The organism is Streptomyces dysideae (assembly GCF_001514305.1).
In the GTDB taxonomy this organism is placed as follows: domain Bacteria; phylum Actinomycetota; class Actinomycetes; order Streptomycetales; family Streptomycetaceae; genus Streptomyces; species Streptomyces dysideae.
In genome coordinates this window covers 1-26,321 of sequence record NZ_KQ949114.1, presented here as the reverse complement: position 1 = coordinate 26,321, position 26,321 = coordinate 1, and the positions used below count along the sequence as shown (strand labels likewise).

The following is a 26,321-nucleotide window of genomic DNA, read 5'->3' as shown; positions in this document are numbered from 1 at the left end:
CGCCGTCAGTTCACCAGCAGGGCGCTGTCCCACGACGTCGCCGGTACGGTCCCCGTGGCATAGGTGTGGAGAGCGAGGGCGATGCCCGCGGCTCCTTCCAGAAAGCCGGGGCGGTCGAGAGGGCGCGCGGCGAGCGAGTGGCGGTACCGGAAACCGAACGGCGCCTCGGGGTCGAACCCGTCCACCACCCGCACCGCCAGCCGGTCGGCGAGGGCGTGGTAGCCCGAACCGGCACTGTCGTGTGCCATGCGCAGCACGATCTGCAGCAGCCCCGCCCAGCCGTGACACAGCGCGGAGTCATGGATCAGCTCGTCTCTCGCCGCGGTCAGCGCACCGCGGAGGGCGGTGTGCGCGTCGGCGCGCCAGTCCGCTCGGTCCAGCGCGGCGCCGGCCAGGTACACGGCACGTGCCGCACCCGCGGCGCCGTAGCACCACGAGTCCCGCCCGCGTTCCGGCGGTTCCCCCTTCTCCAGGTGTGCCAGGGTGATCAGGTGCGGCCAGCGCGGGCCGGCCTCGTCGGTCGTGCGCCAGCGGGACAGCAGCGCCATGATCCGCTCGATGGCCTCGTCCTGACGGTCCACCCGGAACCCTGCCCGCCAGGCGCCGGAGAGGAGCGCGAGCGGCCCGCAGACCCCGTGTGCGAGGCCGAAGTTGACGTGCTCGGCCAGCCCGTGCTCCAGTCCGTCGGTGACCCACCACGCGGGCAGCCGGGTGCCGTGGCGCGCGATGTCGTCCGCGGTCGCCACGGCCACCAGCGACTCGAGCACATCGGTCAGCGCGAGCCCTGCTGCCTGTCGCACCGCCTGCTCGGCCGCCGACTCGTACCGGGCCAGCAGGTAGCGACCGATGCCGGCGGTGCCGCCGAGGACGTCGTAGCGGTTCCACGAGCCGACCGGCTCGCCGGCACGCACCCGTTCCCGGTCGGCCTGCGCGCGTTCTCGGACCTGGGCGGTGATGTGCCCGTCCAGTCCGGCCAGCATCGTGGCATAGCCGCCGAATCCGGTGGCCGCGGTGTGCCCGGCGAACGCGAGCGCCACCATGCCGCCGAACAGTGACTGCGGCAGCCGCCGGATCCCGCTGCCGAGCGCCGCCGACAGGTGCGCGTGCGTCCGGCCACGCAGCTCCGGCACCCCCGCGGCCAACTCGGCGAACAGCAGGGCGACTCCGGGGTGGCCGTCGGAGAGCAGCAGCGGATCCCACACCGGTTGCGGGTTTCCCGGATACCGCATGAGGTTGTCCGGCACGCCCGCGATCTCGGCCACCCGGTCCGGCTCCGCCAGCCGGTCCGCGATCTCGGTGACGATCCTGGCGGCCGCCTGCCGGTGGGCCGGCGCCCGGTCAGTCGGTGCGGGTGATGGCACGGAAGCCCTCCAGTTCCTGCAGCAGGTGGCGGACCTCCGCGCGCTGGGGCACCGGCAGTTCACCGACGCGCACCATCTCGCCGGCGTTCAGCCGGTCCAGCACCGCGAGGGCCGCGGCGGTGGCCGTGCCGGACGAGACGTTGCCGTTCGCGGCGTATCTGCGGGGACCGTCGCCGGGCGCGGCCAGCAGGGGAGCGCACGCCCGGACGGGGGTGTCGTCGTCCAGCGGGCGAAGCCCGGCGGGGGGCTGGGTCGGCCAGAACCCGCCCGCCGTTCTGACCCGCAGGGCCAGACCTGTGGCCCGGTCGGCGAACCGGTCCTGGCTCAGGCATTCCGTGAAGGCGTCCACGGCGTCGGCGAGGGCCGTGGGCAGTTCCCCGGCCAGCTGCCCGTCGGGACCGGCATCCGGGGTGAACGACGGGGCCGACGCCGCCGGTTCGGTGCCCCGGAACAGGTCCTTGATCTCGTAGTACGGCCGGTGCTCGCGGCGGGGAATGCCCACGTTGACACTCGTCGCCGGCGCGTCGCCGGCGCTCTCCCCGACGTGGTAGTACCGCGACGGCCAGTACAGCAGATCTCCCGGCTCGACCTCGGCGACGAACGAGGAGGCCAGGTACGGCTGGTAGTCCAGCACCGTGTGTACCGGATCCGACCACGGGCGCTCGGCCCAGAACCGCATCCGCTTGGTGCCACGCACGCAGAACATGAAGGTGGCGAAGCGGTCCTGGTGCACGCCGACCGGGCTGTGCTCGTAGGAGCCGTGGAACAGCGTGGACCCCGCGGTGTGCGTCGGCTGGCCGACCCGCTCCCAGAGACCGGCGTAGAACCGCTGGGCGCGTGTCCACAGGGGATGGGAGAACGCGTGGAACCGGTGCACCACGAGGGCGTAGCACTGCCCGTGCAACCGTTCGGCCATGCGTCGTTCGTAGCCGTCGAACGAACGGTCCGACAGTTCCGGCAGGTAGTCGTGCGGCCGTGTCTGCTGTCGCCGCTGCACGAGGAACTGCAGATTCCCCGGTACGGCGAGCGGATGCGGCGGGCGGCTGCCGAGCACAGCGGCCTCGAACACCTCCGCCTCGGCGAACGGCACGCCGTCGGTTCCCTTGTACAGCACGGGTTTCTGGTCCCAGAACCGGTCGACGAAGGTGTCCCAGTCGAATGACTTCTCGGTGGTCAGTGTCATCGCGCGGGTACCTCGGCCACGTCGATGCCGCGCAGCCGGTACAGCTTGTCCAGCAACGCGAGCACACTCTTGTCGTTCTTGTCGGCACCGCCGCCGATGGCTCGGCACACCTCGGCGACGCTGGTCTCCTCGCCGTTGTGCAGTGCGGCGAACACCCGGTCGCTCGCGGCTTTCGGCAGGGTGAAGACGTTCCCGTTGACCGCCCACACCTCGTGGCCCGGCCCGTCAGGCATCCGGACGATCTCGCTCGACCGGCGAACCCGGGTCTGCCGGGTCATGGGGATGCCCTCGCGTGGCACCGGAATCGGTTCGAGACCGGCCGCGGAACGCAATGCCGCCCAGCGGACTCGCAGCATCCTGCGCAGCTGCTCGCCGTCCACGATCTCGCGCAGTTCGTCGCCGAGCGCGGTCAGGTGGGGCAGCACCCCGTCCTGTTCGTCGACTCGGGATCCGGGGCCGAACGGGAAGTACGGCACGGTGTCGTCGTTGCCCTGCCGGCCGTGCACCAGGTCGGCGAGCAGATCCCGTAACGCGGTGAACGGCAGCCGCCGGTCGACCGGAATCCGCAGGCGCAGCGCCACGCACCGCTCGCGGTAGGTGTCCACGTGCCGTTGGTCGCCCGGCCAGTACAGCAGCTCTCCGGCGTCGGCACTCAGGGTGCGCACACCGTCCAGGTCCCGGTCCGGGTCGGCGATCGCGGCCGGTGGCGGACCGTTGCGCTCGTCCCACAGCCGTACGTCCATCCGCCCGCGCAGCACCCAGGTCAGTGCCGCGTGGGTCGGCGCCTCGGTCGCGCCCACGTGCTGGGTGAACCGGTCGCCGATCAGCACCTCGGCGACCACCGGGAGGTTCGGCCAGCCGACCGTACACCACAGCCCGCGGATCGCGGCACGCACCGCGGACCACAGCGCGAAGTCCAGGAGCAACGGCTGCCGCACGGTGAGCAGATAGCCCTGCCCGGACACGTCGGCGTCCAGCCGGTCGAGGTAGTCGTCCAGGGTCCGGTCGGCGGTGTCCGGCAGCCGTGTGCCCGGCGCGCGCAGCCAGCCGTCGCCGACCAGGAACCGGACGTCGGGCATCACCCAGAACCGGGTGCCGGCGCGGAACGGGGCACACGACTGAACGGTCAGAGCGTGGATCTCGTCGAGGCCGACCGGTGGCCGGGCGCGCAGCCTGGTGGGCTGCCTGGCCCAGTACCGCTGCCCGAACAGCGCCCAGTCGACGTCGCCGGGTGTCTGCCGCACCTCGTGGATCAGTGTGGTCATGATGCTTCCCTCCCCGTCAGGGGGAACCGCTGCCGGATCCGGTCCGTGTGGTCCGCCAGTGGCTCCATGCCCATCGCGGCGCGCCTGCGGTCCACGTCGTCCGGCTCCTCGATCGGCCACGGCACCAGCTTTCCGGCCACGGGCTCGAACTTCGTGCCGTACACCTGGGGGAGGCCGTCGGCGAGGCGCAGCTCGTCGGTCAGGTAGGCGACCTCACGCCATGGGAGATCACCGTCCGCTGCCGCCTGCCGCATCAGTTCGAGACAGTGCCGGCGAAAGTCCAGGTGCTCTCTCGCGTGTTGTACGAGGCGACTCGCCGCGGCGGCCGCCGCGGCACCGACCAGCGTGCGCCCCGGCCACCCGTGGTCGGCCACGACCCGGGTCAGCCACGCGATGCCGGCGTCGGTCAGGGTCCGCAGGCGGCGCTCGGCGGCATCGTCGGTCATGCCGCCGTCCGCCCACGGCATCCGGATGGCGCCGTCGAGCCGGTCAAGCCGCAGCAGTCGGCGCCGGATCTCCCCGGCGGGCGCCGGCTCGGCCGGGACCTCCGGCGCGTCCACCGGGTCGATGCGCAGCCGTACTTTCTCCCGGTTCCAGATGTAGGTGACCCGCCTGCCCACCTCCGGCCAGTCGAAGCCGACCTGGCCCTCGGCGGGACTCTGCAGGTGCAGCCGCACGCCCAGCGACTCGTCCGTGACGACGTGCTCGGTCACATCGTCGAACACGTGCTCCACCGCGTCCCGAAGTGCCACCCCGAGACCGGCGAGTTCGAGGTTCGCAGCGTCGAGCAGCTCCGGCAGCGGGGGCCAGCCCCCCTCGGGCTCCGGCCGGGCCGCGACCCGGGCTGTCTCGAACGGCAGGGGCGGCGGCTCGACGCGCAGTACCGGACCGCCGTCCAGCGAACGGACGAAGTAGGGCACGTCCAGACGTCGAAGCTGGTCGAGCTCCGCCCGGTCGAAGTGGACGTCCGGCTCGGCGGGGACCGGTGCGGCGCCGCCGCCGGACAGCCAGCGTGGCACCAGCGCGTCGAAGTACCGGAACGTGGGCTGCCGCAGCACCCGGACGTAGTGGCCGGCGGTGGCGGTCGACAGGAAACGCCGAATCGCCGGCCGCTGACGGCACATCAGGGTCCAAGCGTCGAACATGCCGCGCAGCATCGCCGGCAGGTAGTGGCCGTACCCGGCCCGTCCTTCGGTGTCCGCGACGACGGTCCTGGTCTCGTCCCTGGCGTAGGGCCGGCGGCGGCGGTGCAGGCGCAGCGCCCCCGTCGGCTCCGCACGCCAGCACACCGGCGGGCCCTCGGCGCTGCACCACCGCGGAGTGTTCTCCAGGCCGACGTGGTGCTGGTCGACCTCGGCGGTCGGGTCGTACAGCAGACCCGTGTCGTAGAGCCGGGGAACACTGCAGAAGTAGATCTCCAGATCGATCGGATACAGCAGCGGTTCCCGCTCGCCTGGCCTGCTCCCGGTCACCAGGTTGCTGCCGATCATGTCGGTGATCCCGAAGGCGAAGACCGCGGCGGTCAGAGAGCCGGTTCGGAGCCAGAACCGCGCCGCCTCCGGCGGGGTCAGCCGGGTGCCGGTCAGCCGCCACGGCCCGGATGTGCGGATCGGTCCCCACTGTGCCGGTGGCTCGATCCATTCCTGCCACAGGTAACCCCGGTCGGCACCGGACCAGCACGACAGCACCGGCAGCCGGACCTCGCCGGACACCGCGGGCGAGTGGTTGAGCAGTTCGAACACCGATGCCGGCTTCCCGGCTCCTCCGGACGCGGTGAACAGCAGCTCGCCGGACGCCGGACGCGGCTTGTACGCGACTCGGCCACCGCCGACGCAGTCCAGCCGCAACACCCGTTGCCGGCCGTTGTGGGTCTCCTCGCCATGGGCCCACAACCCGACGACCGGTCCCCGAAACGCCGGGTCCTCGGGCCAGCAGGTGCTCATGTCCCGCAGCAGCCGGTCGAGGAAGAGCGTCAGAAAGGCCTCGCAGCGCGCCGCCCACTCCTTCACCCGGTCGCGGGTGTAGTGCGCCCGTCCGGTCGCGCAGGCCACGAACGCCTCGGACACCACCGGTCCGAAGAGATCGGCGTTGGTGATGTCCAGCACTCCGGTGGCGACGACCGTCGTATATCGCCGCGCGGCGGAATCACACCAGTCGTCCAGCCGATCCCACAGCGCCAGCAGCGGCGTGAACCGCTGGTCCGCGAGCGCGTGCGCGAGCATCCGCGCGTCCGCCGCGCCACCGAGCAGCCGGTCAACCCTGACCGTCCCCTCCGGGCCGGCCGTGACGACCGGTGGGAACAGCCCGCCCGCCGTACCCTCACGGACCGCGTCGATCACTCGCCGCGCCACCGGCGGAAGTACGGCGAGAACATCCTGATCGGCGTCGTCGGTCGGGGTACGCATCTCCCAGAGCGGCTCGACGTCCGCCAGCACATCCGACAAGGCTGCCCTTCCGACTCGTTGCTGCGGGAGCCAAGGCCCATCCGGGTGGTGCCTTCGTCAGCGACACCACCCGGCGCGCATCAGCAGCAGTAGATGCTGGCGCACGAACCACAGGCGGTACCGCTACCTGAGTTCGTCGGTGACGCGAGTGGCGGAATTTCCTGTTCCAGATCGCCGATCACCAGATCGAACACGTCATCGGCGCTCCGGTCCGACCCGATCCGGCCCTTTTCTTCGACAGCCTGCATGAACACCCTCCTCTCGCACTGGGTAACCGATCCGCTACTCAGTACAACTGGGCAAAATGGCCATGTCAAGGGAGCCTATTTTCGGTAACTTTCGTGCGGGGTAAGGCAGTTGGGGGACACCTCACTCCTTGGATGTGCCCCGCTTCCACCTGACGCGGGTCGCTCGCCGAGGACGAGCGCGGCCGGCGCCAGGGCTCCGACCGGGGGAGCAGGAGGAGTACGACGCCGGCGTGACGGCGACCAGCAGCCAGCCCGGCGTCAGGTCCATGCCGCGGCACAGTGCCCCGCCGGGCAGGCCGCCGCGACACAGCAGGTAGAGGAACCACCTACACGTTGACCAGCACCGTGGACAGGCCGGCGCCGACCTCGGCGACGGCGCGGGTCCACAGCGGCATGTCGTCGGCGAACAGCACTCCGGCCGAAGGTGCCAGCAGTGGCAGCGCCGGCCGGCAGCGGTGGAAGGTGGCCGTGCCCGGCGAGGTGCGCGCAAGGCCGAGGGGTGCGGCATGAGCGCTCCGGACAGACGCGGGTCAGGTTGTGGAAGCGGGGCCGGGTGGCAGGTGGACCGTCATGATCAGACTGCAGGTTTCCATGCCGGAGCCGCGGTAGGTGTGAGGGGCGTCGCCGTCGAACGTGGCGGTCCGGCCGGCTTCCACGGTGTGTTCGGTGCCGTCGACGATCAGGGTCATCCGGCCGGCCGTGACGCTGACGGTTTCCACGACTCCGGCCTGGTGGGGGTGGCTGGGGTATTCCTCGCCCGGTTCCAGTCGCCAGCGCCAGACCTCGACCGGGGCCGGGCCCGAGGTCGTCAGCATGAGCCGGGCCTCGCCGCCCCGTTCTCCGGTCCACAGGGGTGCCACGGCGTCGGCGGCCACGACGCGGACGCGGCCTTGGGGCGGTCCCTGCATCAGGGCGGACACCGAGATGCCGAGGGTGTCGGCCAGCCTGACCAGGGTGGCCAGGTTGGGGTTGCCCTGAGCTTTCTCCAGGGCCACCAGGGCGCCCTTGCTGACCTGGGAGCGTCGGCTGAGTTCCTCCAGGGACAGGCCTGCTCGGGTGCGGGCCGCCCGGACGTTGTGCGCGACCGTCCGCAGCGCTGCGGCTGTCTCGACCATCTGATCTCCATCCTCACAACTGACCACTTCAATGCACCGCGCGGTCGTTCGGTTGACACGGTCCGGTCGTTGCGTTGTACGGTGCGGTCGTTCCAATGATACTAAGGGAAGTGCTGTGATCGCTCTGCTGCTGGCCCTGGGCAGCTCACTCGCCCATGGATGCGCCTGCCCGCGGCGTCCTTGCCGAGCGCATCCATCGCGGCCAGCTCGCAGGCCTGGGCACCGCCGCCGTCGCCGTCGGTCTCCTCGCCCTGACCTGAGCAGCCCAGCAGCCCAGCAGCCCAGCAGCCCATGCAAGGAGACCCGCATGTTCGACGACCACAAGCCCGTCGAGCACCGCACCGCCGTCGCCGACCACCTCACCGCACGCGACCAGGGCCTCGACGTGCCGCCGCCCGCCAGCAGCGTCGCCGCCTGGACCGCATCGGCCCTCGGAAGCCCTGATCCCCGCCCCGACCGCCCACGCCCGGACACAGGAAACGGAAACCCCGCCCATGCCCGCCTTCCGCATCGCCCCCGCCGTCGCGGACGCCTTCCCCGACACGCTCATCGCCCTGGTCACCGCCACCGGCCTGCGCGGCCGTGAATCCTGGCCGCCCACCACCGCGGCCCTGGATGACCTGGAGCGGCAACTCGCCGACGGCAACTGGCGCCCCGCCGACGAGACCGACCCCCGTATCGAGGCCTGGCACACCGCCTATCGCTCCTTCGGCACCAATCCCCGCCGCATTCGCCCCAGCGTCGACGCGCTCGGCCGCCGCCTCGCGAAGAAGGGCACGCTGCCGCGCATCAACCCGGCGGTCGACTCCTACAACTGCGTCTCCGTCCGGCACGGCCTGCCCGCCGGCGCCTTCGACCTGGACCATGTCGCCGACGACGTCGACATCCGATACGCGGACGGCACCGAGTACTTCACCCCGCTCGGCGAACCCGACACCGTCGAGAACCCCAAGCCCGGCGAGATCATCTATGCGGACACCACCGGCGTCCTGACCCGCCACTGGAACCACCGCGACGCCCACCGCACCTGCGTGACCGAGGACTCCACGCACGTCGCCTTCGTCCTCGAAACCCTGCACGCCACCCGCGACGGCGACCTCCTCAAGGTCGCGGCGGAGGAACTGCAGGGCCTGGCCCCGCGCACCGCGCAGACCGCCGTGCACTACCTCAGCCCGGCACAGCCCCAGGCCACCGCCTGAGACCGCCATCAGAGACATGAAGAGACCCGGCCGCGGCCTCCCGTGGGGCAGCGAAGTCCGCGGCCGGGTCATTCACCGCACCACCCGTCCCCACGGGCGGTGCGGACCCGGGACGCACGCCTCTGGTCGCGCGTCCCCGGCGTCTACGGTGTGACCGCCAGTGGCGTGGTGCCCGGGGTCCTGGTGCCGTCGCCGTTCTCGACCAGGCCGAGGTAGGCCTGAACCGCCTCGAGGTTCCGCCAGGAGACGGTGGCCTCGACGGGGTCACCCGCGCCCACCCGCTGCTCGGCCGAGGTGACGGTGGCCGGCCGATCCGGCTTGGTGTCCTTGCCGATCAGCCGTCGTGACGGGCGGGGATGAGCGAGGCGCAGCCCGGCCTGCCCGCAGGGGCCTCGACCGCGGTCCCGGGACCTGGTGGGCGGACGATCCGGGGCCGGATCTGGCTCGTGCGACCGCCTGGGCGGGCGTGCCCCGAGCTACCAGGAGGCCAGCGAGCCGTCAATGTTGCGCCACACGTCGTTGCGCCAGCGGTGTCCGCGTTCGGCGGCCGCACGGACCGCGTTCTCGTCGATGGTGATGCCCAGGCCGGGTGCGGTCAGACAGTCGATATAGCCGTCGCGGAACGCGAAGGGCTCGGCGTCGACGAGATAGTCCAGCAGTCCGCTGCTGTCGCCGTAGCCGATACCGAGTGCCTGCTCCTGGATCAGGAAGTTGGGGGTCGCGAAGTCGAGTTGCAGGCTGGCGGCCAGCGCGATCGGGCCGAGCGGGCAGTGCGGCGCGACCAGGACGTCGTACGTCTCCGCCATCGCCGCGATGCGCCGGGTCTCGGAGATGCCTCCGGCGTGGCTGATGTCCGGCTGCGCCACGGCGATGCCGTCCGACAGCACGGAACGGAAGTCCCAGCGGGAGTAGAGTCGTTCGCCGGTGGCGATGGGGATGGAGGTGGAGCGGACCACGGCGCCGAGGTCCTGGGAGAACTCCGGCAGTACGGGTTCTTCCACGAACATCGGCAGCAGGGGCTCGAGGAGCGGCAGGACGCGACGGGACATCGCCCCGCTGAAGCGGCCGTGGAAGTCCAGCGCCAGGTCGCGGTCCGGTCCGATGGCCTCACGCACCGCGGTCACCCGGTCCACGATGGCGTGGATCGCGGCGGGCGTGTCGAGCGGCTCCAACTTCCCGCAGGGGTTGAGCTTCACCGCGGTCAGGCCCTTGGCGACCTGCTCGGCCGCCGACTCGGCCATCTTCTGCGGGGTCGACCCGCCGATCCAGCCGTAGATACGCACCCGGTCGCGCACGTGGCCGCCGAGCAGCTGGTGCACCGGGACGCCGTGGGTCTTGCCCGCGATGTCCCACAGGGCCTGGTCGATGCCGGCCAGGGCACTGTTGAGGACGACACCGCCCCGGTAGAAGCCACCCTTGGCGAGCACCTGCCAGTGCTCCTCGATGCGGGCCGGGTCCTGCCCCACGAGGTAGTCGAACATCTCCTCGACGCAACGGGCGACGGTGTGCGCCTTGCCCTCGACGATGGGCTCTCCCCAGCCGGAGACGCCCTCGTCTGTGTCGACGCGCAGGAAGAGCCAGCGCGGTTCGACGAGGAAGAGTTCGTATCCAGTGATCTTCATGGTGTGGACCTCCGGGTCCAGGTGCACGGCCCGAGGGCCGCTGGCTGCGGGTAGGGGTGTACCGGGTGAGGGGATGTCGGGGCGGGTGTACGTCAAGGTCGGCCGGTCAGGGAACGGGCAGGCACACCCGGCCGCCTGCGCGACCACCCGCGGCGGCCACGCCCTACTCGTGGGAGCTGATGCTGCGGCCGCCGTCCACGAGCAGGTTCTGGCCGGTGATGAACGAGGCGTCGTCGGAGGCGAAGAAGGCCACGGCGGCCGCGATGTCCTCGGGGGTGCCGAGCCGGCCGACCGGCGCACGCGCGGCGGTCCGGACCTGGACCTCCGGTGGTGTCTGCGCCCACAGGGCCGTGACCACGGCACCGGGAAGGACGGAGTTGAACCTGATCTCACCGCCGTACTCGACGGCGAGCTGGCGTACCAGGGCGCCGATGCCGCCCTTGGCCGCCGCGTACGCGGGGAAGCCCTTGAAGCCGATGGCCGCGTGCACGGACGAGGTGATCACCACCGCGCCCCGGGCGATCCGGAGCAGAGGGACCGCGGCCCGGACGCCGTAGAACACCGAGTCGAGGCAGAGCCGTAGCTGGTCGTGCCACGCGGCGTCGTCCAGCTCATGCGCCGCCCCGCGCCGGTTCCGGCCGGCGTTGAGGTGCAGGACGTCGAGGTGACCGGTCCAGGACGTCACCGCCTCGACGGCCTCGGCCCACGCGTCGGCCGAGGTGACGTCGAGCCCGCGGTGCCGGGCCCGTCCGCCCCGGGCGCGGACCTCCTCGGCCACCCGGCGGGCGCCCTCGGCGTCCACATCGGTGACGAGGACCGACGCCCCTTCCGCGGCGAGGCGATAGGCGGTGGCCTCGCCGATGCCGGAGGCGGCCGCGGTGAGCAGGGCGGTACGGTCCGCGAAGCGTGTGAGGCCGGCGCGACTCATGGTCTTTCTCCCGGTCTTGCCGTGGAACGGCGCAGCATCAGGCATGGTTCGGTGGGTACGACGACGTCTCCCAAGGGCGCCCCCTGGATGGCGGCCACCAGGGCCTCCACGGCCGCGGCGCCCAGCTCGTACAGGGGCATCGCCACGGTGGTCAGCGGCGGGGAGAGGTGGGCGACGACGGGCAGGTCGTCGTTCCCGACCACGGAGACGTCCTCGGGGATCCGCAGGCCGAGGTGCCGGACCGCCGCCATGGCGCCTATCGCCTGGGCGAGGGAGCTGGTGTAGAGCGCGGTGACCGGCGGACGCGTACCGCCGTCGGCCGGACGCAGCAGCTCCAGCGCGCAGGCCACGCCGCCGTCCTCGGTGAAGTCCCCGGACGCTACCGGCGCGGCGGACAACCCGAGTTCCTCGGCGTGTCGCAGGAACGCTTCCTTGCGGACCTCACTGGGAGTGATGCCGGGCGGGCCCGCGATGTGGCCGACCGCGCGGTGGCCGAGTGAGTGGAGGTGGTCGAGGGCGGTGACGCTGGAACGGGCCACGTCCATGGTGACGTTCCGGCCGGAGCCCTCCACCGAGCGGTTGAGGAAGACATGCGGGACCGGGCTGCGGCTCAGGGCGTCGAGCAGGGGGTGACTGGGGCGTGCGGAGGCGATGAGCAGCCCGTCGACACGGCCCTCCTGCACCAGGTCGTTGAAGGACTCGTCGGCTTCCTGCCCGTCGAAGTCCTCGGCCAGCAGGGAGAGATAGCCCAGCTCGCGGGCGCGCTGGTAGGCGCCGCGGGCGATGGTGACGTACGTGGGGTTGTTGAGGGCGGGGACCAGCAGGGCCAGGGCGTGCGTGCTGGCACCGGCCAGGGCGCGCGCTCCGGAATGGGGGCGGTAGCCCAGCGCCTCGGCTGCCTCATGGACGCGGCGCCGGGTCTCCGGCCGTACGGACAGGTCCTGCCTGCCGTTGAGCACCTTGGACACGGTGGCCTTGGAGACTCCCGCTCTCTCCGCCACGTCCACCAGCCTGGCCCTGACGGGCTGTTCCGGCATGTGGGTCCCCACTTTCCGCTGTGCGCCAGGAGCCGTTCGGCGTGTCCGACGGTGGCGCTATCCAACCTCTTGACACCCTCTGCCGCCGCAACCTAACGTTCGCCGAAGTTTCAGTCAACCGGTTTCCCTAGACGGAAATAAGCAACAAGTCTGGGCAGAGCCAAAGAAACCGGACACCATCTCGGCAACCACAAGTCGGTGATTACCGGCCATGGGTGGGGTGTGCCTCGGGGCGCCCCGAAAAGGCTCACCGCGGACGCGACCACCGTCGCCTTCACGGTCGGGCAATGCCGACACCCGCACATGTGCACGACAGATGTACGGGTGTCCGGTTCGGGACATCTCACCCTACGGCCGGCGGGGCCGGTACTCCTCCCCGGCCCGGCCCCACTCCCCCTGTCGCTATCCCTCCCCGTAAACCCGCATGCGCTCGCAAGCGCTTACGGTCCCGCACGAAAGGCCACCAGCATGACCTTCCCGACCACAGGGTCTCTCGACAGACGCCGCTTCCTCGCCGTCTCCGCCGGCGCCGCGTTCGCCGCGACCGCGCTGCCCGGCTGCGCAGCCTCCGTCGACGACGGATCGGAGAGCGGCGGTACGAAGCGCGAAAGTGCGACGGTCACCGTCATGACCCCCGATGACGAGAAGAAGGCTTTCCAGGCGGCCGGTAAGGCGCTGGGCATAAAGATCAACTTCATCGCCCGGGACGAGACCAGGCTCAACGCGATGCTGGCGGCGAAGAACCCGCCGGACCTGGTGCGCGGCCTGGGTGCGGTGGAGACGCCGTACTTCGCCGCCCGCGGGCTGATGGCCGACCTGGACCCGTACTTCGCCAAGAGCTCGGTGCTCAAGGCCTCCGACCTCGACCCGGTCAACGACGTCTGGCGCTACGACGGCCAGAAGCAGGGCGCGGGACCCCGGTACGGCATGGCCAAGGACTACTCGCAGGACCAGATGTTCTGGTACCGCACGGACCTGCTCGAGGCGGCGAAACTCGATCTGCCCAGCGAGACCGAGCCCCTGTCGTACGACGAGTGGCTGGACATGGGCAAGCAGCTGACCAAGCGCAGGCTCGGCAAGGTCAAGGTCTACGGGATGAGTGCCGCAGGGCTCGGAACCTTCGCGCAGCTCATGCACATGACCGCCTCGGCCGGCGGGAGCCTGTTCGCCGAGGACCTGGCGTCGGTCGACCTCTCCTCGCCCGAAGCGCGCAAGGCGCTGTCGTGGTACCTGGAGTACGCGCGGGCCGACGTCGGCCCGAACGTCGCCAACCCCAACCCCGACGGATGGGACTGGCCCACCTACCAGGCCGGGCGGATGGCGATGGCCGGCGACGGCTACTGGTTCGGCGGGGCGATCGGCGGCGACCCCAAGATCGCCGAGGTGTCACGCTTCGCGCCCGCCCCGCAGCTCGGCAGTAACCGCGTCAGCCCCTGCTTCGGCGCCACCGGCTACTGGATCCCCAAGGAGGCCAAGAACAAGGACGCGGCCTGGAAGCTCTTCGAGTACTACTTCGCCGGCAAGCCCGCCCAGGACCGGGCCTCGGGCGGCTGGGGCATCCCCAGCCTGAAGTCGCTGCGTTCCCTGATGCCGCAGGGCACGGAGTTCCAGAAGCAGGCCCTCCAAGTGCAGGAGAAGGAGCTGGAGCACTTCTCGGTGCTGTCGTTCACCCCGTACGCCCAGGTGACCGCCCTGGACGGGATCCTCAACAAGGTGCTGCCGAGGGCCGTCAAGGGCAAGACGTCGGCGGGCAAGGTGGCCGACGAGCTCAACAAGCTCATGAACGAGCAGATCGCCAAGGGCAAGGAGCTGGTGGGGTGAGCACCGGCCAGCTCATCGACCAGACCGCCGGGCCGGGGGCGGCGACGCCCTCGGCCCGGCGGCCGGCCGGCCCGACTCGCCGGCCGACGTCGCTGCGGACCCGCCGGGCGTGGTCGTTCTACGTGTTCACCGGCCCCTGGGTGCTCGGCTTCCTGGTTCTGACGGTCTTCCCGCTGGCATATGCGCTGTGGCTGAGCTTCACCAACGCCGACGGGTTGTCGGACAACGCGCGCTTCGTGGGGCTGGACAACTACCGGGAGGTCCTCTCCGACCCGGCGACGCTGGATTCCCTGTGGCGCACCGGAGTGTTCACCGCGATCACGGTGCCGCTGACGATCGCGGCGGGACTACTGCTGGCGGTGCTGGTGAACCAGCCGATCCGCGCCCGCGGGCTGTTCCGCACGCTGCTGTACCTGCCGGCGGTGGTGCCGCCGGTCGGCGGCGCCCTCACCTTCAAGCTGATCTTCGACCGTGACTCCGGAGCGGCGAACGGCGCTCTGGACGCGGCCGGCATCAACGGCATCACCTGGCTCGTCGACCCGTATGCCCGCTATGTGCTGATCGCGCTGACCCTGTGGGGCGTGGGCAACGGCATGATCATCTCGCTGGCGGGGCTCCAGGACGTCCCCAGGGAGCTGAACGAAGCGGCCAGGGTGGACGGCGCCAGCCCCTGGCAGTCCTTCACCCGCATCACCCTGCCGCTGCTGTCCCCGGTGATCTTCTTCCAGGTCATCACGGGCATCATCGGCTCGCTGCAGACCTTCATGCCCCTGCTCATCGCGCTCAACCCGACCCCGGCAGGCGTCACGTCCGTGCCCGAGAGCAACTACTTCTACATGATCCACGTCTTCGCCCAGTACTTCGCCAACGGCCGCTACGGTTACGCCTCCGCCCTGCTGTGGGTGCTCTTCGCGATCATCTGCGTCGTCACCTTCCTCATCTTCAAGCTCAGCAAGGGCGCGGTGTTCTACTCCGTGGAGCCGGAACCGACGAAGCGCAAGGCCCGCACGATCGGAGGCGGCCGATGAGCGTGTTCTCCCGGCGCACCGTGGTCTACATGATCCTCGTCGCGGTTCTGGTGCTGATGCTCAGCCCCTTCGGCTGGCTCGCCATCACCGCCCTCAAGGACGCCTCCGAACTGCGCGCCCTCCCCATCCACTGGTGGCCGCACGAACCCACTCTGGGCAACTTCGAGCAGGCGCTGACCCTCTTCGACTACCTCGGCTACGCCCGCAACTCACTGACGATCGCCACCCTCTACGCGGTGCTGGTCACCCTCGCCTCTGCCTGGGCGGGCTACGGCTTCGCCCGGCTGGAGGCCCCGGGCAAGAAGGCCGTCTTCGGCGTGCTGCTGTCGACCATGATGCTGCCGGGCGTGATCACCCTCATCCCGACGTACCTCATGTTCGCCAAGCTCCACCTGGTCAACACCTACATGCCGTGGGTGCTGTGGGGTCTGTCCGGAGCTCCGTACCTGATCTTCCTGTTCCGGCAGTTCTTCACCAACATGCCCAAGGAACTGGAGGAGGCGGCGATCGTCGACGGCTGCGGACAGGTCCGCATCTTCTGGCGGATCTTCCTGCCGCAGTCCTGGCCGGTCATGGCCACCAGCTTCATCCTCTCCTTCTCCTGGACCTGGGGCGACTACATCGCACCGGCCCTGCTGCTGGACGACGCCCGTACCACCCTCGCGGTCAAGCTCGCCATCGGCTACACCAACGAGCACGGTGCCCAGCTGAGCAACCTGGTCGCCGCCGGCGCGGTGATGTACGTCGTGCCCGTGCTCGTGCTCTTCCTGATCATGCAGCGCGGCTTCATCTCCGGGATTTCCACCTCCGGACTCAAGTAACACTGTTTACCGACGCGCCATCTTGCAAAGGAACTTCTCATGACCAACACCTTGGACACCGCCAACCACCCTGCGGCGGTGCGGTCATGACGGAGCGTCCCGCGCTCACCCCGCAGCTGGGCCGGACCCGGGTCATGGCCATCCTGCGGTCGGCCGACGCGACGGGACTGCCCGCCGTGGCCCGGGCCCTCGCGGACGGCGGCATCACCTGCCTGGAGGTCACCCTCACCACTTCGGGTGCCCTCGACGCGCTGGCCGCCATCCGTGACGAGCTCGGGGCCGGGGTGGCAGTCGGCGCCGGCACGGTGATCAGCACGGGAGACGTTCGGGACGCGCTCGCGGCCGGGGCCGAGTTCCTGGTGGCCCCCATTGTGGACACCGAGGTGATCCGCGGCGCCGCCGACAGCGGCATCCCCTGCTACCCGGGCGCCTGGACACCCACCGAGGTGTCCACCGCCTGGCGGGCGGGTGCCACCGCCGTCAAGCTCTTCCCGGCGGGCACCGGCGGCCCCGCCCACCTGCGACAGCTGCGGGCCCCGCTGCCGGACGTCCCGCTCGTCGCCGTCGGCGGAGTCGGCGTCGACCAGGCGCGGGACTACCTGGACGCGGGCGCCTGTGCCGTGGGGATCGGCTCCCCGCTCCTGCGCGGGGCGGACCGCGACCCCACGCCGAAGAGCCTGGACGCCCTCACCGCGAGGGCGCGCACGCTGCTGGACGCCATCCTGGTCACGCCCCCCACTCAGGAGGTGGGCCGGTGAACGGCCCTTCCCAGGAACGCTACCTGGTCACCGTCGGAGAGACCCTCGCGGTCCTGGCCGCGCCGGACGTCGGCCCGCTCGTCCTGGGCGCGGGCCTGCGCCTGGGGCTCGCCGGAGCGGAGTCGAACGTCGCGGTGGGGGTCAGCCGGCTCGGCGGATCCGCCACCTGGATCGGGCGCGTCAGCGAGGACCAGCTCGGCGACCTCATCCTCCGCGAGCTGCGGGCGGAAGGGGTCACCACGGTCGCCGTACGCGACCCCGCTCCCACCTCGCTGCAGCTGCGGGAACGCCGTACGGCCACGCACAGCCGTACCCGCTACTACCGCACCCACACGGCGGGTTCCCGGCTGTCCGCCGACGACATCCCCGAGCCCCTCGTCGCCGGCGCGGCGGTCCTGCACATCACCGGGATCACCCCGGCGCTGGGCGAAGGACCGTCTCAGGCCATCACCCGGGCCGTGGACATCGCCGTCGACGCCGGAGTACCGGTCTCACTGGACATCAACTTCCGCTCCCTGCTGTGGAGCGAGGAGGAGGCCGGGCGCGCACTGCTGCCCCTGCTGCGCCGCAGCGACCTGGTCTTCGCAGGGCCGCACGAGGCCCGCCTCGTGGTGCCGGGCGCCGACGAACCGGAGGAACTCGCCAAGGGCATCTGCGACCTCGGGCCCACCGGAGCCGTGATCAAGCTGGGCGCCGAGGGAGCGTTCGCCCTCCTCGACGGTCAGGGCTACCAGCAGCCCGCCGTGCCCGTCACCGTGCACGACTCCGTGGGTGCGGGCGACGCGTTCGTAGCCGGGTACCTGGCGGAACTGCTCGCGGGAGAACCACCGGAGCAGCGACTGCGGACCGCGGTCGTGCTGGGCGCCTTCGCGGTCGCCACCACGGGGGACTGGGAGGGCCTGCCCAGGCGTTCCGAGCTGGAGCTGCTCGACCACCACGACGACGTCGTCCGCTGAACGCGACCGGGCCCGCCGGGCTCCGAGCAGCCGCACGCGACGCACCCGGACGCGGCCACGATCCGTCCCTCATCGCGTCGTTCATCGCGCCTCCTCATCGCGTCCTCATCCCACCCGCTCGAGGAACCTCTGGGAACTCCCATGCCAAGGCCCGCTTCCCCCGCAGTAGTTCACGTCCTCACCGGCTCCTACACACCCGACACCGGCGGCGACGGCGCCGGGCTCGCAACCCTGCGGCTCGACCCCTCGACCGGCCGCCCGACGTACGACAGCCAGGTGCCGGCCCTCTCCGTCATCGGAGCGTCCTTCCTGGCCGTGCACCCCTCCCTCGGCGTCGTCTACAGCACGAACGAAACCGACCCCGGAACCGTCAGCGCCGTCGCCCGGCGCCACGACGGTCTGCTGACCCCGCTGGGCGCCCCGGTGAGCAGCGGCGGGGCGAACCCGTGCCACCTCACCGTCCACCCGGACGGTGAGTGGCTGCTGACCGCCAACTACGGCAGCGACACCGCGCCCGGCACCGTCGCGGTGCACCGGCTCGGCGCGGACGGCCGCCTGCTGGAGCCGACCGACCTCGTCATCCACCAGGGGTCGGGCCCGGTCGCCGGCCGGCAGGAGGGCAGCCACGCCCATCAGGTGCTCGTCGACCCGGCGGGGCGCTTCGTCCTGGCCACCGACCTGGGCGCGGACGCGGTCTTCACCTACCGGCTCGACACCCGGACCGGCACCCTGGAGCGGGTCGCGGTGAACCGGCTGGGCGCGGGGTCCGGTCCTCGCCACCTCGCCTTCGCTCCCGGCGGTGAGCTGGTGTTCAGCGCGGACGAACTGTCCTCGACCGTCACCTGCCACCGCTACGACGCCGGTGCGGGCACCCTGACGGGCCTCTCCTCTGTGCCCGCCACGGCGGTCCGGAACGTCACCAACCAACCGGGCGGCATCGTCGCCTCGCCCTGCGGCCGTTTCGTGTGGGTGACCAATCGGGGCGCGGACACGGTGGCCGCGTTCCGGGTCACCGGCACCACACTGGAACCGATCGACGAGGTGTCCGCCGGCGGTACCTGGCCGCGCGGCCTGACCTACGCGGACGATCATCTGCTGGTCGCCAACCAGCACAGCGGGACGCTCGTCGCGCTGCGTGTCCTGGACGACGGGGCGCTTCGGCAGGCGGGCCCGGCGATGTCCGTTCGGTCGGTGGTCTGCGCGCTCGTCCTCTGACAGGGCCGTTTCGGTCCCTTTTCCGCCCCCACCACCCCTACCCCTCCCGTCGCCGGGACCTGCCCCGCCCCAGGCTCCAGACCCCCGCTTCGGCCTGAACACCTCGTCCGCGAACGCCGGACAGCCTGAGAACAGCCAACGAAAGGCACTCATGTCCCGCCCCACCGCCCCCGCACGCTTCACCCTCGACTCGGCGTTCGGCATCGGCGCCGTCCACCCCCGGCTGTACGGATCGTTCGTCGAGCACCTGGGCCGCTGCGTCTACACCGGCATCTACGAACCCGGCCACCCGCAGGCCGACACCGACGGCCTGCGCAGGGACGTTCTGGAGCTGATCCAGGAGCTGGGCGTCACCACCGTGCGCTACCCAGGCGGCAACTTCGTCTCCGGCTACCGCTGGGAGGACAGCGTGGGACCGCGCGAGGAACGCCCGGTCCGGCTGGACCTCGCCTGGAAGTCCACCGAGACCAACGAGTTCGGTCTCGGGGAGTTCATGGACTTCTGCGCCAAGACCGGCACGGAACCCATGATGGCCGTCAACCTCGGCACCCGCGGGGTGGAGGACGCCCTGCGGCTGCTGGAGTACAGCAACCACCCGGGCGGCACCGAGCTGTCCGACCTCCGTGCCGCCCACGGCGCCAAGGAGCCGTACGGCATCAAGATGTGGTGCCTGGGCAACGAGATGGACGGGCCCTGGCAGACCGGGCACAAGACGGCGGAGGAGTACGGGCGGCTCGCCGCCGAGACCGCCCGCGCCATGAGGATGATCCAGCCCGGCCTGGAACTGGTCGCGTGCGGCAGCTCGGCCTCCGGCATGCCGACCTTCGCCGCCTGGGAGGCGACCGTCCTGGAGGCCGCCTACGACCAGGTCGACTACATCTCACTGCACGCCTATTACGAGGAGGTCGACGGCGACCGCGACTCCTTCCTCGCCTCGGCCGTCGACATGGAGCACTTCATCGAGTCGGTCGTCGCCACCTGCGACCACGTCCGGGCGCGGCTCAAGGAGAAGAAGCGGATCAACCTCTCCTTCGACGAATGGAACGTCTGGTACCAGAAGCGGCCCAACCCCCACCAGGTCGAGGACTGGCAGCAGGCACCGCGCCTGCTGGAGGACGTCTACACCGTCACCGACGCCGTGGTCTTCGGCTCCCTGATGATCGCCCTGCTGCGGCACGCCGACCGGGTGACCGCCGCCTCCCTGGCCCAGCTCGTCAACGTCATCGCGCCGATCATGACCGAGCCGGGCGGGCCCGCCTGGCGGCAGACCACCTTCTTCCCCTTCGCCCAGGCGTCGACGTACGGGCGCGGCCGAGTGCTGCGCGTCGACGTGGACAGCCCCACGTACCCCACCGCCCGCTTCGGTGACGTACCGCTGCTGCACGCCACCGCCGTCATCGACGACGAGACCGGCGACATCACCGTCTTCGCGGTCAACCGCAGCCAGACGGACACCCTGCCCCTGGAGATCGACCTGCGCGGCGTCGGCGCCCACACCGTGGCGGAGCACCTGGTCCTGGCCGACGGCGACCCGGAGGCCGCCAACACCGCGGACCGGCCCGACCGGGTCACCCCGCACCCCGCCACCGGCACCACCGTCACCGACGGCGTCCTCCACGCCGAACTCGAACCGCTCTCCTGGAACATGATCCGGCTGACGGGCCGCCAGGACTGACAGTCCGACGTACCGACTGCCCATGGGCCGCTGCCACCGCCGTCATCCACGTCGCAGACGCCGGCTCATGGGCCTGCATGCGGCACCAACACACTCACGCCCGGGAAGAACCGATGACCACCGTTGCCCGACCCCTGTTCCGGGACCCCCTGCACGACGGCGCGACCGACCCCACTGTCATCTGGAACCGGCAGGCCGGCGAGTGGTGGATGTTCTACACGAGCCGGCGCGCCGACGCGCCGCCGATGGACGACGTGAGCTGGATACACGGGACCGACATCGGGATCGCGTCCTCCGCGGACGGCGGAGCCGGCTGGCTGTACCGGGGAATCGCCGAGGGGCTGGACATCGAGCCCGGGCGGCATACCTACTGGGCGCCTGAGATCGTCGACGACGGAACCGAATACCACATGTTCGTCAGCGTGATCCGTGGTGTGCCGACCCAGTGGGCGGGCCATGCACGCGTGATCCGTCACTACACGAGTCACGACCTCTTCTCCTGGACCTACCGTTCCACCTTGTCGCTCTCGTCCGAGAGAGTGATCGACGCCTGCGTCCTGCGGCTCCCCACAGGCGGCTACCGCATGTGGTACAAGGACGAGGCCGATGACGCGCACACCTACGCGGCGGACAGCGACGATCTGGCGCGGTGGACCGTCCGGGGCCCCGCCGTCGAGTGCTCGAAGCACGAAGGCCCGAACGTCTTCGAGCTCGGCGGCAGCTACTGGATGCTCATCGACGAATGGCATGGACAGCGGGTTCTTCACTCACGGGACCTGGAGACGTGGGAACCGCGAGGACTCATCCTCGATCGTCCCGGTCAGGGCCCGGACGACGGGGGGTACGGCTACCACGCCGATGTCGTCACCAGCGAACTCGGCGCGTTCATCTTCTATTTCTCGCACCCCAGGCGATCCGACGACGACCCCGGACCCCACAACGACCACAACGGCCGCCGAAGCTCGATCCAGGTCGCCCGCCTGCGGGTGAGCGGAGACACCCTCGTGTGCGACCGCGACGAAGCCCTCGATGCCCCCATCCTCCCTCTCGAAGGGCCTGACCGGTGACACGGGAGCCTCGCCGTTCCCGCCCTGCACGAAGGAAACGACCACTCATGCAGACGCTCCCCCGCAGCGCGGTACGCCTTCTTCCCGGCCCGTTCCTGGACGCGCAGACCACCGCCCTCGACTACCTGCTGTCCCTCGACACCGACCGGCTCCTCGCGCCCTTGCGGCGCGAGGCCGGCCTGCCGCCGGTTGCCGAGTCCTACGGCAACTGGGAGAACTCGGGTCTCGACGGCCACACCGTCGGGCACGCGCTGTCGGGCGCCGCTCTCATGAGCGCGGTGACGGACGATCCCGGCCGAAAGCCATGGTCGAACGTCTGGTTCAGGGCGTCGTCGAGTGCCAGGACGCCCTGGGCACCGGCTACGTCGGGGGCATCCCCGACGGCGTGCGGCTGTGGGAGCGGGTGGCCGCGGGCCAGGTGGAGCGGGACTCGTTGCCCTGTTCCTCGAACAGCCGGACGCCGAGGTGCTCGACCACTACGAGCGCGCGACGGTCAACCACATCCTGTCGTCCCTGCACCCCAAGGGCGGGCTGGTGTACTTCACCCCGGTGCGGCCGGGCCACTACCGCGTGGTGTCGACGCCCCACAACTGCTTCTGGTGCTGCGTCGGCACCGGGCTGGAGAACCACGCCAGGTACGGCGAGCTGGTGTACACCACCGAGGGCGACGATCTGTTCGTCAACCTCTTCATCGCCTCCCGGTTCACCCGGCCCGAACAGAACCTGGTGCTGGAGCAGACCGGGACAGCCCCGTACGACGACGAGGTGAGACTCGTGGTGCGCGAGGCTCCCGGCACCCCTGTGGCGATCCACATACGCGTCCCCGGCTGGCACGAGGGGACGCCGCAGGTCCGTATCAACGGCGCGCCGCCCGAGGGTGGGCCAGCCCCGCTCACGACGCGCCGCGTGGCAGGCGGACAGCCTCTGACATACGTGCGTCTCGAGCGGCAGTGGTGCGCAGGGGACACGGTCACCGTGCGCCTTCGCCCGCGCATCAGCGCCGAACTGCTCCCCGACGGCTCACCGTGGGTGTCGTACCGCTTCGGGCCCACCGTCCTCGCGGCCGAGAGCGACCGGAACGACCTGGCCGGGCACTTCGCCGACGACTCCCGCATGGGTCATGTCGCCGGCGGCCCGTTGCGCCCCTTGGAGCACCTGCCCGTCGTGCTCGCCCGGAGCACCTCCGATCCGGCGGCCGGCGTACGCCGAGTCGCCCCGGACCGGCTGGCGTTCGCCCTGGAGCACGTGGACGCGCGACCGGGTGAGTCCGTCACCCTCGTCCCGTTCGCCGGCATCCACGACTCCCGCTACCACCTCTACTTCCCCCTGGCGGAACCGGACCGGCTCCAGGAGCGGCGGGCGGAGCTGCGCGCGGCCGACGAGGCAGCACGCGCGCTGCACGACCGAACCGTCGACGCCGTTGCCGCCGGCGAGCAACAGCCCGAAAGCGACCACCGGTTCGAGGGGCAGGACACGTGGTCGGGCCTCACCGACGGGCTGAGGTGGCGGGCCGCCACCGGATGGTGGTCCTACCGCCTGACAGACCGGGACGGTGCCGCCACCGGGCTTCAGGTGGTCCACCTCTCAGGCGGGAGTGCCGGGCCGACCCGTGTGCTGGTCGACGGCCATGCGCTGGGCACGCTCACGCCTTCGCCACATCCCGAGGGCAGGGAAATTTCCCAGGTGCTCCCGCTCGACGCGGACCGTCTTGCCGGGACCGTCGAGATTCGCTTCGAAGCGGTCGGCCCTGCAACCACCCTCCGGCTGCGCGAAGTGCGCCTGGTGCGCTGACGCCCTCATGACAGTGCGACGCCGGTCTGCCGGAACCGGTCGAGGCGCCTACACGACCTCCTTGACCAGGCGCGACAGGTAGGCGTCCACGTCGGCTCCGCGCTCGCGCAGTTCGTCGGCGACTTCCGGTGCGGTGAGGATGATGAAGCGGTTGTCGGTGATGCCGTCGGCGACGAGTTCACCGACCGTTTCGGGGTCGAGGACCGGGGAGTCGGGTCCCTGCGGCGCTGCTGTCTCCCCGTAGAAGGTGACCTGCTCCAGGATGTTGGTGGCCACGCGGGCCGGGCACAGGCAGGAGACGCCGATGCCGCGCGGCCGCAGGTACAGGGCGAGGGACTCGGACAGTCCGACCACCGCGTGCTTGGTCGCGGTGTACGGCATCTGTCCGAACCCGTAGGGCAGCAGTCCTGCCGTCGATGCGGTGTTGACCACGTGCCCGGCCCGCTGGTCGAGGAGTACGGGGAGGAGGACCAGGTTGCTGCGCACGATGCCCGGCAGGTTGACGTCGATCACGCGCTGCCGGGCGCCGAGGGGGATGTCCTCGACGGGGCCGACCGCGAGGATCCCCACGTTGTTCATGACGACGTCGACACGGCCGGACAGCCCGGATCAGCTGGCCCCCTACCTCGGCGAGCTCATCCGCCACCACCAGAACGCGCCCGAGCTGATGCGCCTGTGGATCGAGCTCGCCGCCGCGGCCTCACGGCCGGATCATCCCGCCCACGCCTATTTCGTCGACCGCTACGAACGCGGGCGCGCGCAGTTCGCCGACGGCTTCCAGGACGAGGCGGCGCGCAGCAGGCTGCGCGACGGCATCAGCCCGGAGAGCGCGGCGGTCCTCTTCCATGCCGTGCTCAACGGGCTCCAGTTGCAGTGGGTGCTCGACCAGGACCTGGATGTGGTCGGGCCCGTCGCCGACTTCGTACACCTGCTCTTCGACCACGACCACACCGACAAGTGATCGCGCCGATCGGTGAAGCCGTTCAGATTCGGCTTCGGCGTATGTGGGCTTCGGCCAGGAGGAGGTAGCTGCTGGCGGTCCAGGTGTAGGCGCGGTCGCGCAGGCCTGTTCCGGTCAGGGCGTCGAAGTTCTCGGCGAAGCCGTGGGTCTCGCACAGGGCGCGGAAGCGGGCGCTGATCTCGTCCGCCAGCCGGAGGTGTCCGCCGCGGCGCAGGCCGTCCTCGACGAGGACCGTGGCGGGGGCCCAGATGGGACCACGCCAGTAGCCGTCGGACAGGTAGTGCGGTGAGGTGGGCAGTTCGGTGGCCAGGCCGTACGGCGTCAGGTGGGCCTCGATGCGGGCGGCCAGCACGCCGCTGATCTCGTCGGGCAGGTGCTCGCCCAGCACGATGGGCATCAGGTCGAGGAGGCTGGAACTGTGCCAGGTGTCGCCGCTGTCGGCTCCCCGGGCGGCGAACCCGTCACTGCTCCAGAGCTGGTCGAGCATCGCCGCCTGGGTCGTCTCGGCGGCTCGCGTCCACCGGCGGGCTTCGTCCGGTCTGTCCAAGTGCGTTGCCAGGTCGGCGAGTTCGCGGAGCTGGAGGGTGAGGAAGGCGGCCAGGTCGGCGCTGACAACGACGCGTTCGGGGTCGAAGGTGGTGGCGTTGTCCCAGCCGCTGTCGTTGCCGTGCTGGTAGTGGGGCAGCGCGGCGCCGGGGGCGCGCCGTGCGGTGAGCCAGAATCCCGTCCAGCGTTCCAGCCTGTCGTACGTCTCGGCCAGTTCGGTCTGGCTGGGAGGCGCCGGCAGGCGGCGGCGCAGACGGCCGAAGGCCCAGCCGTGGATGGGCGGTTTGACGAAGTTGCGGAGGACCTCGGAGTGGGTGACCGAGTCGGGCAGGGCCCCGCTCTCGTCCTGGTGGTCGAAGGGCAGGTGGTACTGGTCCCAGGCCAGCTCGGGACACCCCGGGGCCAGGGCCAGGGCGTTGAAGCAGTGGTCCCAGCTCCACACCTTGTCCATCCAGTGCTTGGACATCAGGACGGCGGGCCGGGTGACCAGCCCCGCCGGACGTACGGTCGCGGACCACACGACGTAGGCGGCGAGTTCGGCGGCCGGGGTGGCGGACGAACGCCAGGGGGCCACCGTGTCGGCGAAGTCGGCGAAGGCGTTCTGCGCGGCCTCGACGATCTTGCCGAAGGCCGCCGTCGACGCGTACGGCGGCCGGGCGGTGTCGAGTTCCTCGACCGCGATCTCCCAGGCGGCCTCCGCGTCCGTGCCGGCGGCGAGGGTGAGGCCGCGGTCGGCACCGCCCAGGGCCTGGCTGCCGGAGGTGTCGGTCACCGTGCCGGAGAGCACGGTGACGCGGTAGCGGCGTCCGGTCTCGTACGACGTGAACACGTACGCGTCGGTGCCGGGTTCCCGGTAGAAGTAGGTGCCGCTGAAGGGGGTCAGGACCTGCGCGGCCGCACAGACGCTGATGCCCAGGCCGGTCCCCCGCAGGCGTACGGTGTCCAGCGACTCGTAGGCGAGATCGACACGGCCGGCCGGGCTGATCCAGCTGAGCAGGCCGGGTGTCGCCGCCACTCGGGTCTCGGCCCGCTCGCCGGTCACGCCGTCGAGCGGCACGAGGCGCAGGACGGCGTGCATGCCGTTCTGGTGCGAGACGAGGTGGAGGTCCTCGGCGTACGTCTTCTCCGCCACCACGGGCGAGATGTCGAACCAGGATCCGTACGTGCTGAACGGGATGTCGTGGACGGAGAAAGCCGGGCCGGAACGGGCGGCGGTCATGAAGCGTGACTCGTTTCTCGAGCAGAAGGCGATGGCGGTCGGAAGGGGTCCTGCGGGGGGC

General features: G+C 71.0%; 23 protein-coding genes and 1 pseudogene. 12 read left to right on the top strand and 12 right to left on the bottom strand.

Features of this window, described 5'->3' with window-relative positions:
- Positions 1–5 precede the first annotated feature (5 nt).
- The 6 genes from AQJ91_RS40420 to AQJ91_RS40400 form a co-directional block, all read right to left on the bottom strand.
- Positions 6–1,361 carry a lanthionine synthetase C family protein gene (locus AQJ91_RS40420; RefSeq protein ID WP_067032542.1) on the bottom strand — a complete coding sequence of 452 codons (1,356 nt, stop codon included), beginning with the start codon at positions 1,359–1,361 and terminating at the stop codon, positions 6–8.
- Positions 1,339–2,544 (bottom strand): JmjC domain-containing protein, encoded by a 1,206-nt coding sequence (locus AQJ91_RS40415; RefSeq protein WP_067032539.1) that lies wholly within the window; start codon positions 2,542–2,544, stop codon positions 1,339–1,341. The genes AQJ91_RS40420 and AQJ91_RS40415 overlap by 23 nt, the downstream gene beginning before the upstream one ends.
- Positions 2,541–3,809 (bottom strand): hypothetical protein, encoded by a 1,269-nt coding sequence (locus AQJ91_RS40410; RefSeq protein WP_079085575.1) that lies wholly within the window; start codon positions 3,807–3,809, stop codon positions 2,541–2,543. Before AQJ91_RS40410 ends, AQJ91_RS40415 begins: the two co-directional genes overlap by 4 nt.
- On the bottom strand, positions 3,806–6,244 hold the full coding sequence (locus AQJ91_RS40405; protein WP_234383341.1) for a type 2 lantipeptide synthetase LanM: 2,439 nt from the start codon (positions 6,242–6,244) through the stop codon (positions 3,806–3,808). The genes AQJ91_RS40410 and AQJ91_RS40405 overlap by 4 nt, the downstream gene beginning before the upstream one ends.
- Before the next feature lie 89 nt (positions 6,245–6,333).
- Complete coding sequence (locus AQJ91_RS54850; RefSeq protein ID WP_199848150.1) at positions 6,334–6,501, bottom strand: hypothetical protein; 168 nt, start codon at positions 6,499–6,501, stop codon at positions 6,334–6,336.
- Between the two features lie 530 nt (positions 6,502–7,031).
- Complete coding sequence (locus tag AQJ91_RS40400) at positions 7,032–7,616, bottom strand: helix-turn-helix domain-containing protein (RefSeq protein WP_067032536.1); 585 nt, start codon at positions 7,614–7,616, stop codon at positions 7,032–7,034.
- Positions 7,617–8,110: 494 nt separating this feature from the next.
- Between AQJ91_RS40400 and AQJ91_RS40395 the strand changes: the two genes are divergently transcribed.
- Positions 8,111–8,815, top strand: coding sequence for a B3/B4 domain-containing protein (locus AQJ91_RS40395; protein WP_067032533.1), 705 nt, complete (start codon positions 8,111–8,113; stop codon positions 8,813–8,815).
- 143 nt (positions 8,816–8,958) lie between these two features.
- Here the strand turns inward: AQJ91_RS40395 and AQJ91_RS57580 are convergent, their stop codons facing one another.
- The 4 genes from AQJ91_RS57580 to AQJ91_RS40380 all read right to left on the bottom strand — a co-directional run bounded on the left by AQJ91_RS57580 (position 8,959) and on the right by AQJ91_RS40380 (position 12,402).
- The gene (locus AQJ91_RS57580) at positions 8,959–9,093 is read right to left on the bottom strand and encodes a hypothetical protein (RefSeq protein WP_267891292.1); all 135 of its coding nucleotides are present in this window, start codon (positions 9,091–9,093) and stop codon (positions 8,959–8,961) included.
- A 198-nt stretch (positions 9,094–9,291) separates the two neighbouring features.
- On the bottom strand, positions 9,292–10,437 hold the full coding sequence (dgoD, locus tag AQJ91_RS40390; RefSeq protein ID WP_067032693.1) for a galactonate dehydratase: 1,146 nt from the start codon (positions 10,435–10,437) through the stop codon (positions 9,292–9,294).
- A 163-nt stretch (positions 10,438–10,600) separates the two neighbouring features.
- On the bottom strand, positions 10,601–11,365 hold the full coding sequence (locus AQJ91_RS40385; RefSeq protein WP_067032530.1) for an SDR family NAD(P)-dependent oxidoreductase: 765 nt from the start codon (positions 11,363–11,365) through the stop codon (positions 10,601–10,603).
- Positions 11,362–12,402 carry a LacI family DNA-binding transcriptional regulator gene (locus tag AQJ91_RS40380; RefSeq protein ID WP_067032527.1) on the bottom strand — a complete coding sequence of 347 codons (1,041 nt, stop codon included), beginning with the start codon at positions 12,400–12,402 and terminating at the stop codon, positions 11,362–11,364. The genes AQJ91_RS40385 and AQJ91_RS40380 overlap by 4 nt, the downstream gene beginning before the upstream one ends.
- A gap of 468 nt (positions 12,403–12,870) precedes the next feature.
- Between AQJ91_RS40380 and AQJ91_RS40375 the strand changes: the two genes are divergently transcribed.
- The 10 genes and pseudogenes from AQJ91_RS40375 (at position 12,871) to AQJ91_RS40335 (ending at position 23,534) form a co-directional block, all read left to right on the top strand.
- Positions 12,871–14,223: an extracellular solute-binding protein gene (locus AQJ91_RS40375; protein ID WP_067032523.1), complete on the top strand. Its 1,353-nt coding sequence runs from the start codon at positions 12,871–12,873 to the stop codon at positions 14,221–14,223.
- Positions 14,220–15,251 (top strand): carbohydrate ABC transporter permease, encoded by a 1,032-nt coding sequence (locus AQJ91_RS40370; RefSeq protein WP_067032520.1) that lies wholly within the window; start codon positions 14,220–14,222, stop codon positions 15,249–15,251. The genes AQJ91_RS40375 and AQJ91_RS40370 overlap by 4 nt, the downstream gene beginning before the upstream one ends.
- Entirely contained in the window at positions 15,248–16,072 is an 825-nt protein-coding gene (locus AQJ91_RS40365; protein ID WP_067032518.1) for a carbohydrate ABC transporter permease, read from the top strand. Before AQJ91_RS40370 ends, AQJ91_RS40365 begins: the two co-directional genes overlap by 4 nt.
- 86 nt (positions 16,073–16,158) lie before the next feature.
- On the top strand, positions 16,159–16,830 hold the full coding sequence (locus AQJ91_RS40360; protein ID WP_067032516.1) for a bifunctional 4-hydroxy-2-oxoglutarate aldolase/2-dehydro-3-deoxy-phosphogluconate aldolase: 672 nt from the start codon (positions 16,159–16,161) through the stop codon (positions 16,828–16,830).
- The gene (locus tag AQJ91_RS40355; protein ID WP_067032513.1) at positions 16,827–17,786 is read left to right on the top strand and encodes a sugar kinase; all 960 of its coding nucleotides are present in this window, start codon (positions 16,827–16,829) and stop codon (positions 17,784–17,786) included. The genes AQJ91_RS40360 and AQJ91_RS40355 overlap by 4 nt, the downstream gene beginning before the upstream one ends.
- Positions 17,787–17,927: 141 nt before the next feature.
- On the top strand, positions 17,928–19,001 hold the full coding sequence (locus tag AQJ91_RS40350; RefSeq protein WP_067032510.1) for a lactonase family protein: 1,074 nt from the start codon (positions 17,928–17,930) through the stop codon (positions 18,999–19,001).
- Positions 19,002–19,152: 151 nt separating this feature from the next.
- Positions 19,153–20,676 carry an arabinosylfuranosidase ArfA gene (gene arfA / locus AQJ91_RS40345; protein ID WP_067032508.1) on the top strand — a complete coding sequence of 508 codons (1,524 nt, stop codon included), beginning with the start codon at positions 19,153–19,155 and terminating at the stop codon, positions 20,674–20,676.
- A 113-nt stretch (positions 20,677–20,789) separates the two neighbouring features.
- The gene (locus AQJ91_RS40340; RefSeq protein WP_067032505.1) at positions 20,790–21,743 is read left to right on the top strand and encodes a glycoside hydrolase family protein; all 954 of its coding nucleotides are present in this window, start codon (positions 20,790–20,792) and stop codon (positions 21,741–21,743) included.
- 47 nt (positions 21,744–21,790) lie between these two features.
- Positions 21,791–22,024, top strand: a pseudogene (locus AQJ91_RS58575) (beta-L-arabinofuranosidase domain-containing protein); the annotation flags it as partial.
- Positions 22,025–22,136: 112 nt separating this feature from the next.
- Positions 22,137–23,534, top strand: a complete 1,398-nt coding sequence (locus tag AQJ91_RS40335; RefSeq protein WP_159054766.1) for a DUF6805 domain-containing protein — start codon at positions 22,137–22,139, stop codon at positions 23,532–23,534.
- 48 nt (positions 23,535–23,582) lie between these two features.
- Here AQJ91_RS40335 and AQJ91_RS40330 read toward each other — a convergent pair whose 3' ends face one another.
- Positions 23,583–24,113 carry an SDR family oxidoreductase gene (locus tag AQJ91_RS40330; protein WP_234383339.1) on the bottom strand — a complete coding sequence of 177 codons (531 nt, stop codon included), beginning with the start codon at positions 24,111–24,113 and terminating at the stop codon, positions 23,583–23,585.
- Here AQJ91_RS40330 and AQJ91_RS40325 point away from each other — a divergent pair.
- Positions 24,112–24,495 carry a TetR family transcriptional regulator C-terminal domain-containing protein gene (locus AQJ91_RS40325; protein ID WP_234383338.1) on the top strand — a complete coding sequence of 128 codons (384 nt, stop codon included), beginning with the start codon at positions 24,112–24,114 and terminating at the stop codon, positions 24,493–24,495. The genes AQJ91_RS40330 and AQJ91_RS40325 overlap by 2 nt on opposite strands.
- A 22-nt stretch (positions 24,496–24,517) precedes the next feature.
- Here the strand turns inward: AQJ91_RS40325 and AQJ91_RS40320 are convergent, their stop codons facing one another.
- Positions 24,518–26,260 carry an amylo-alpha-1,6-glucosidase gene (locus tag AQJ91_RS40320; protein ID WP_067032500.1) on the bottom strand — a complete coding sequence of 581 codons (1,743 nt, stop codon included), beginning with the start codon at positions 26,258–26,260 and terminating at the stop codon, positions 24,518–24,520.
- Between the last annotated feature and the right edge of the window lie 61 nt (positions 26,261–26,321).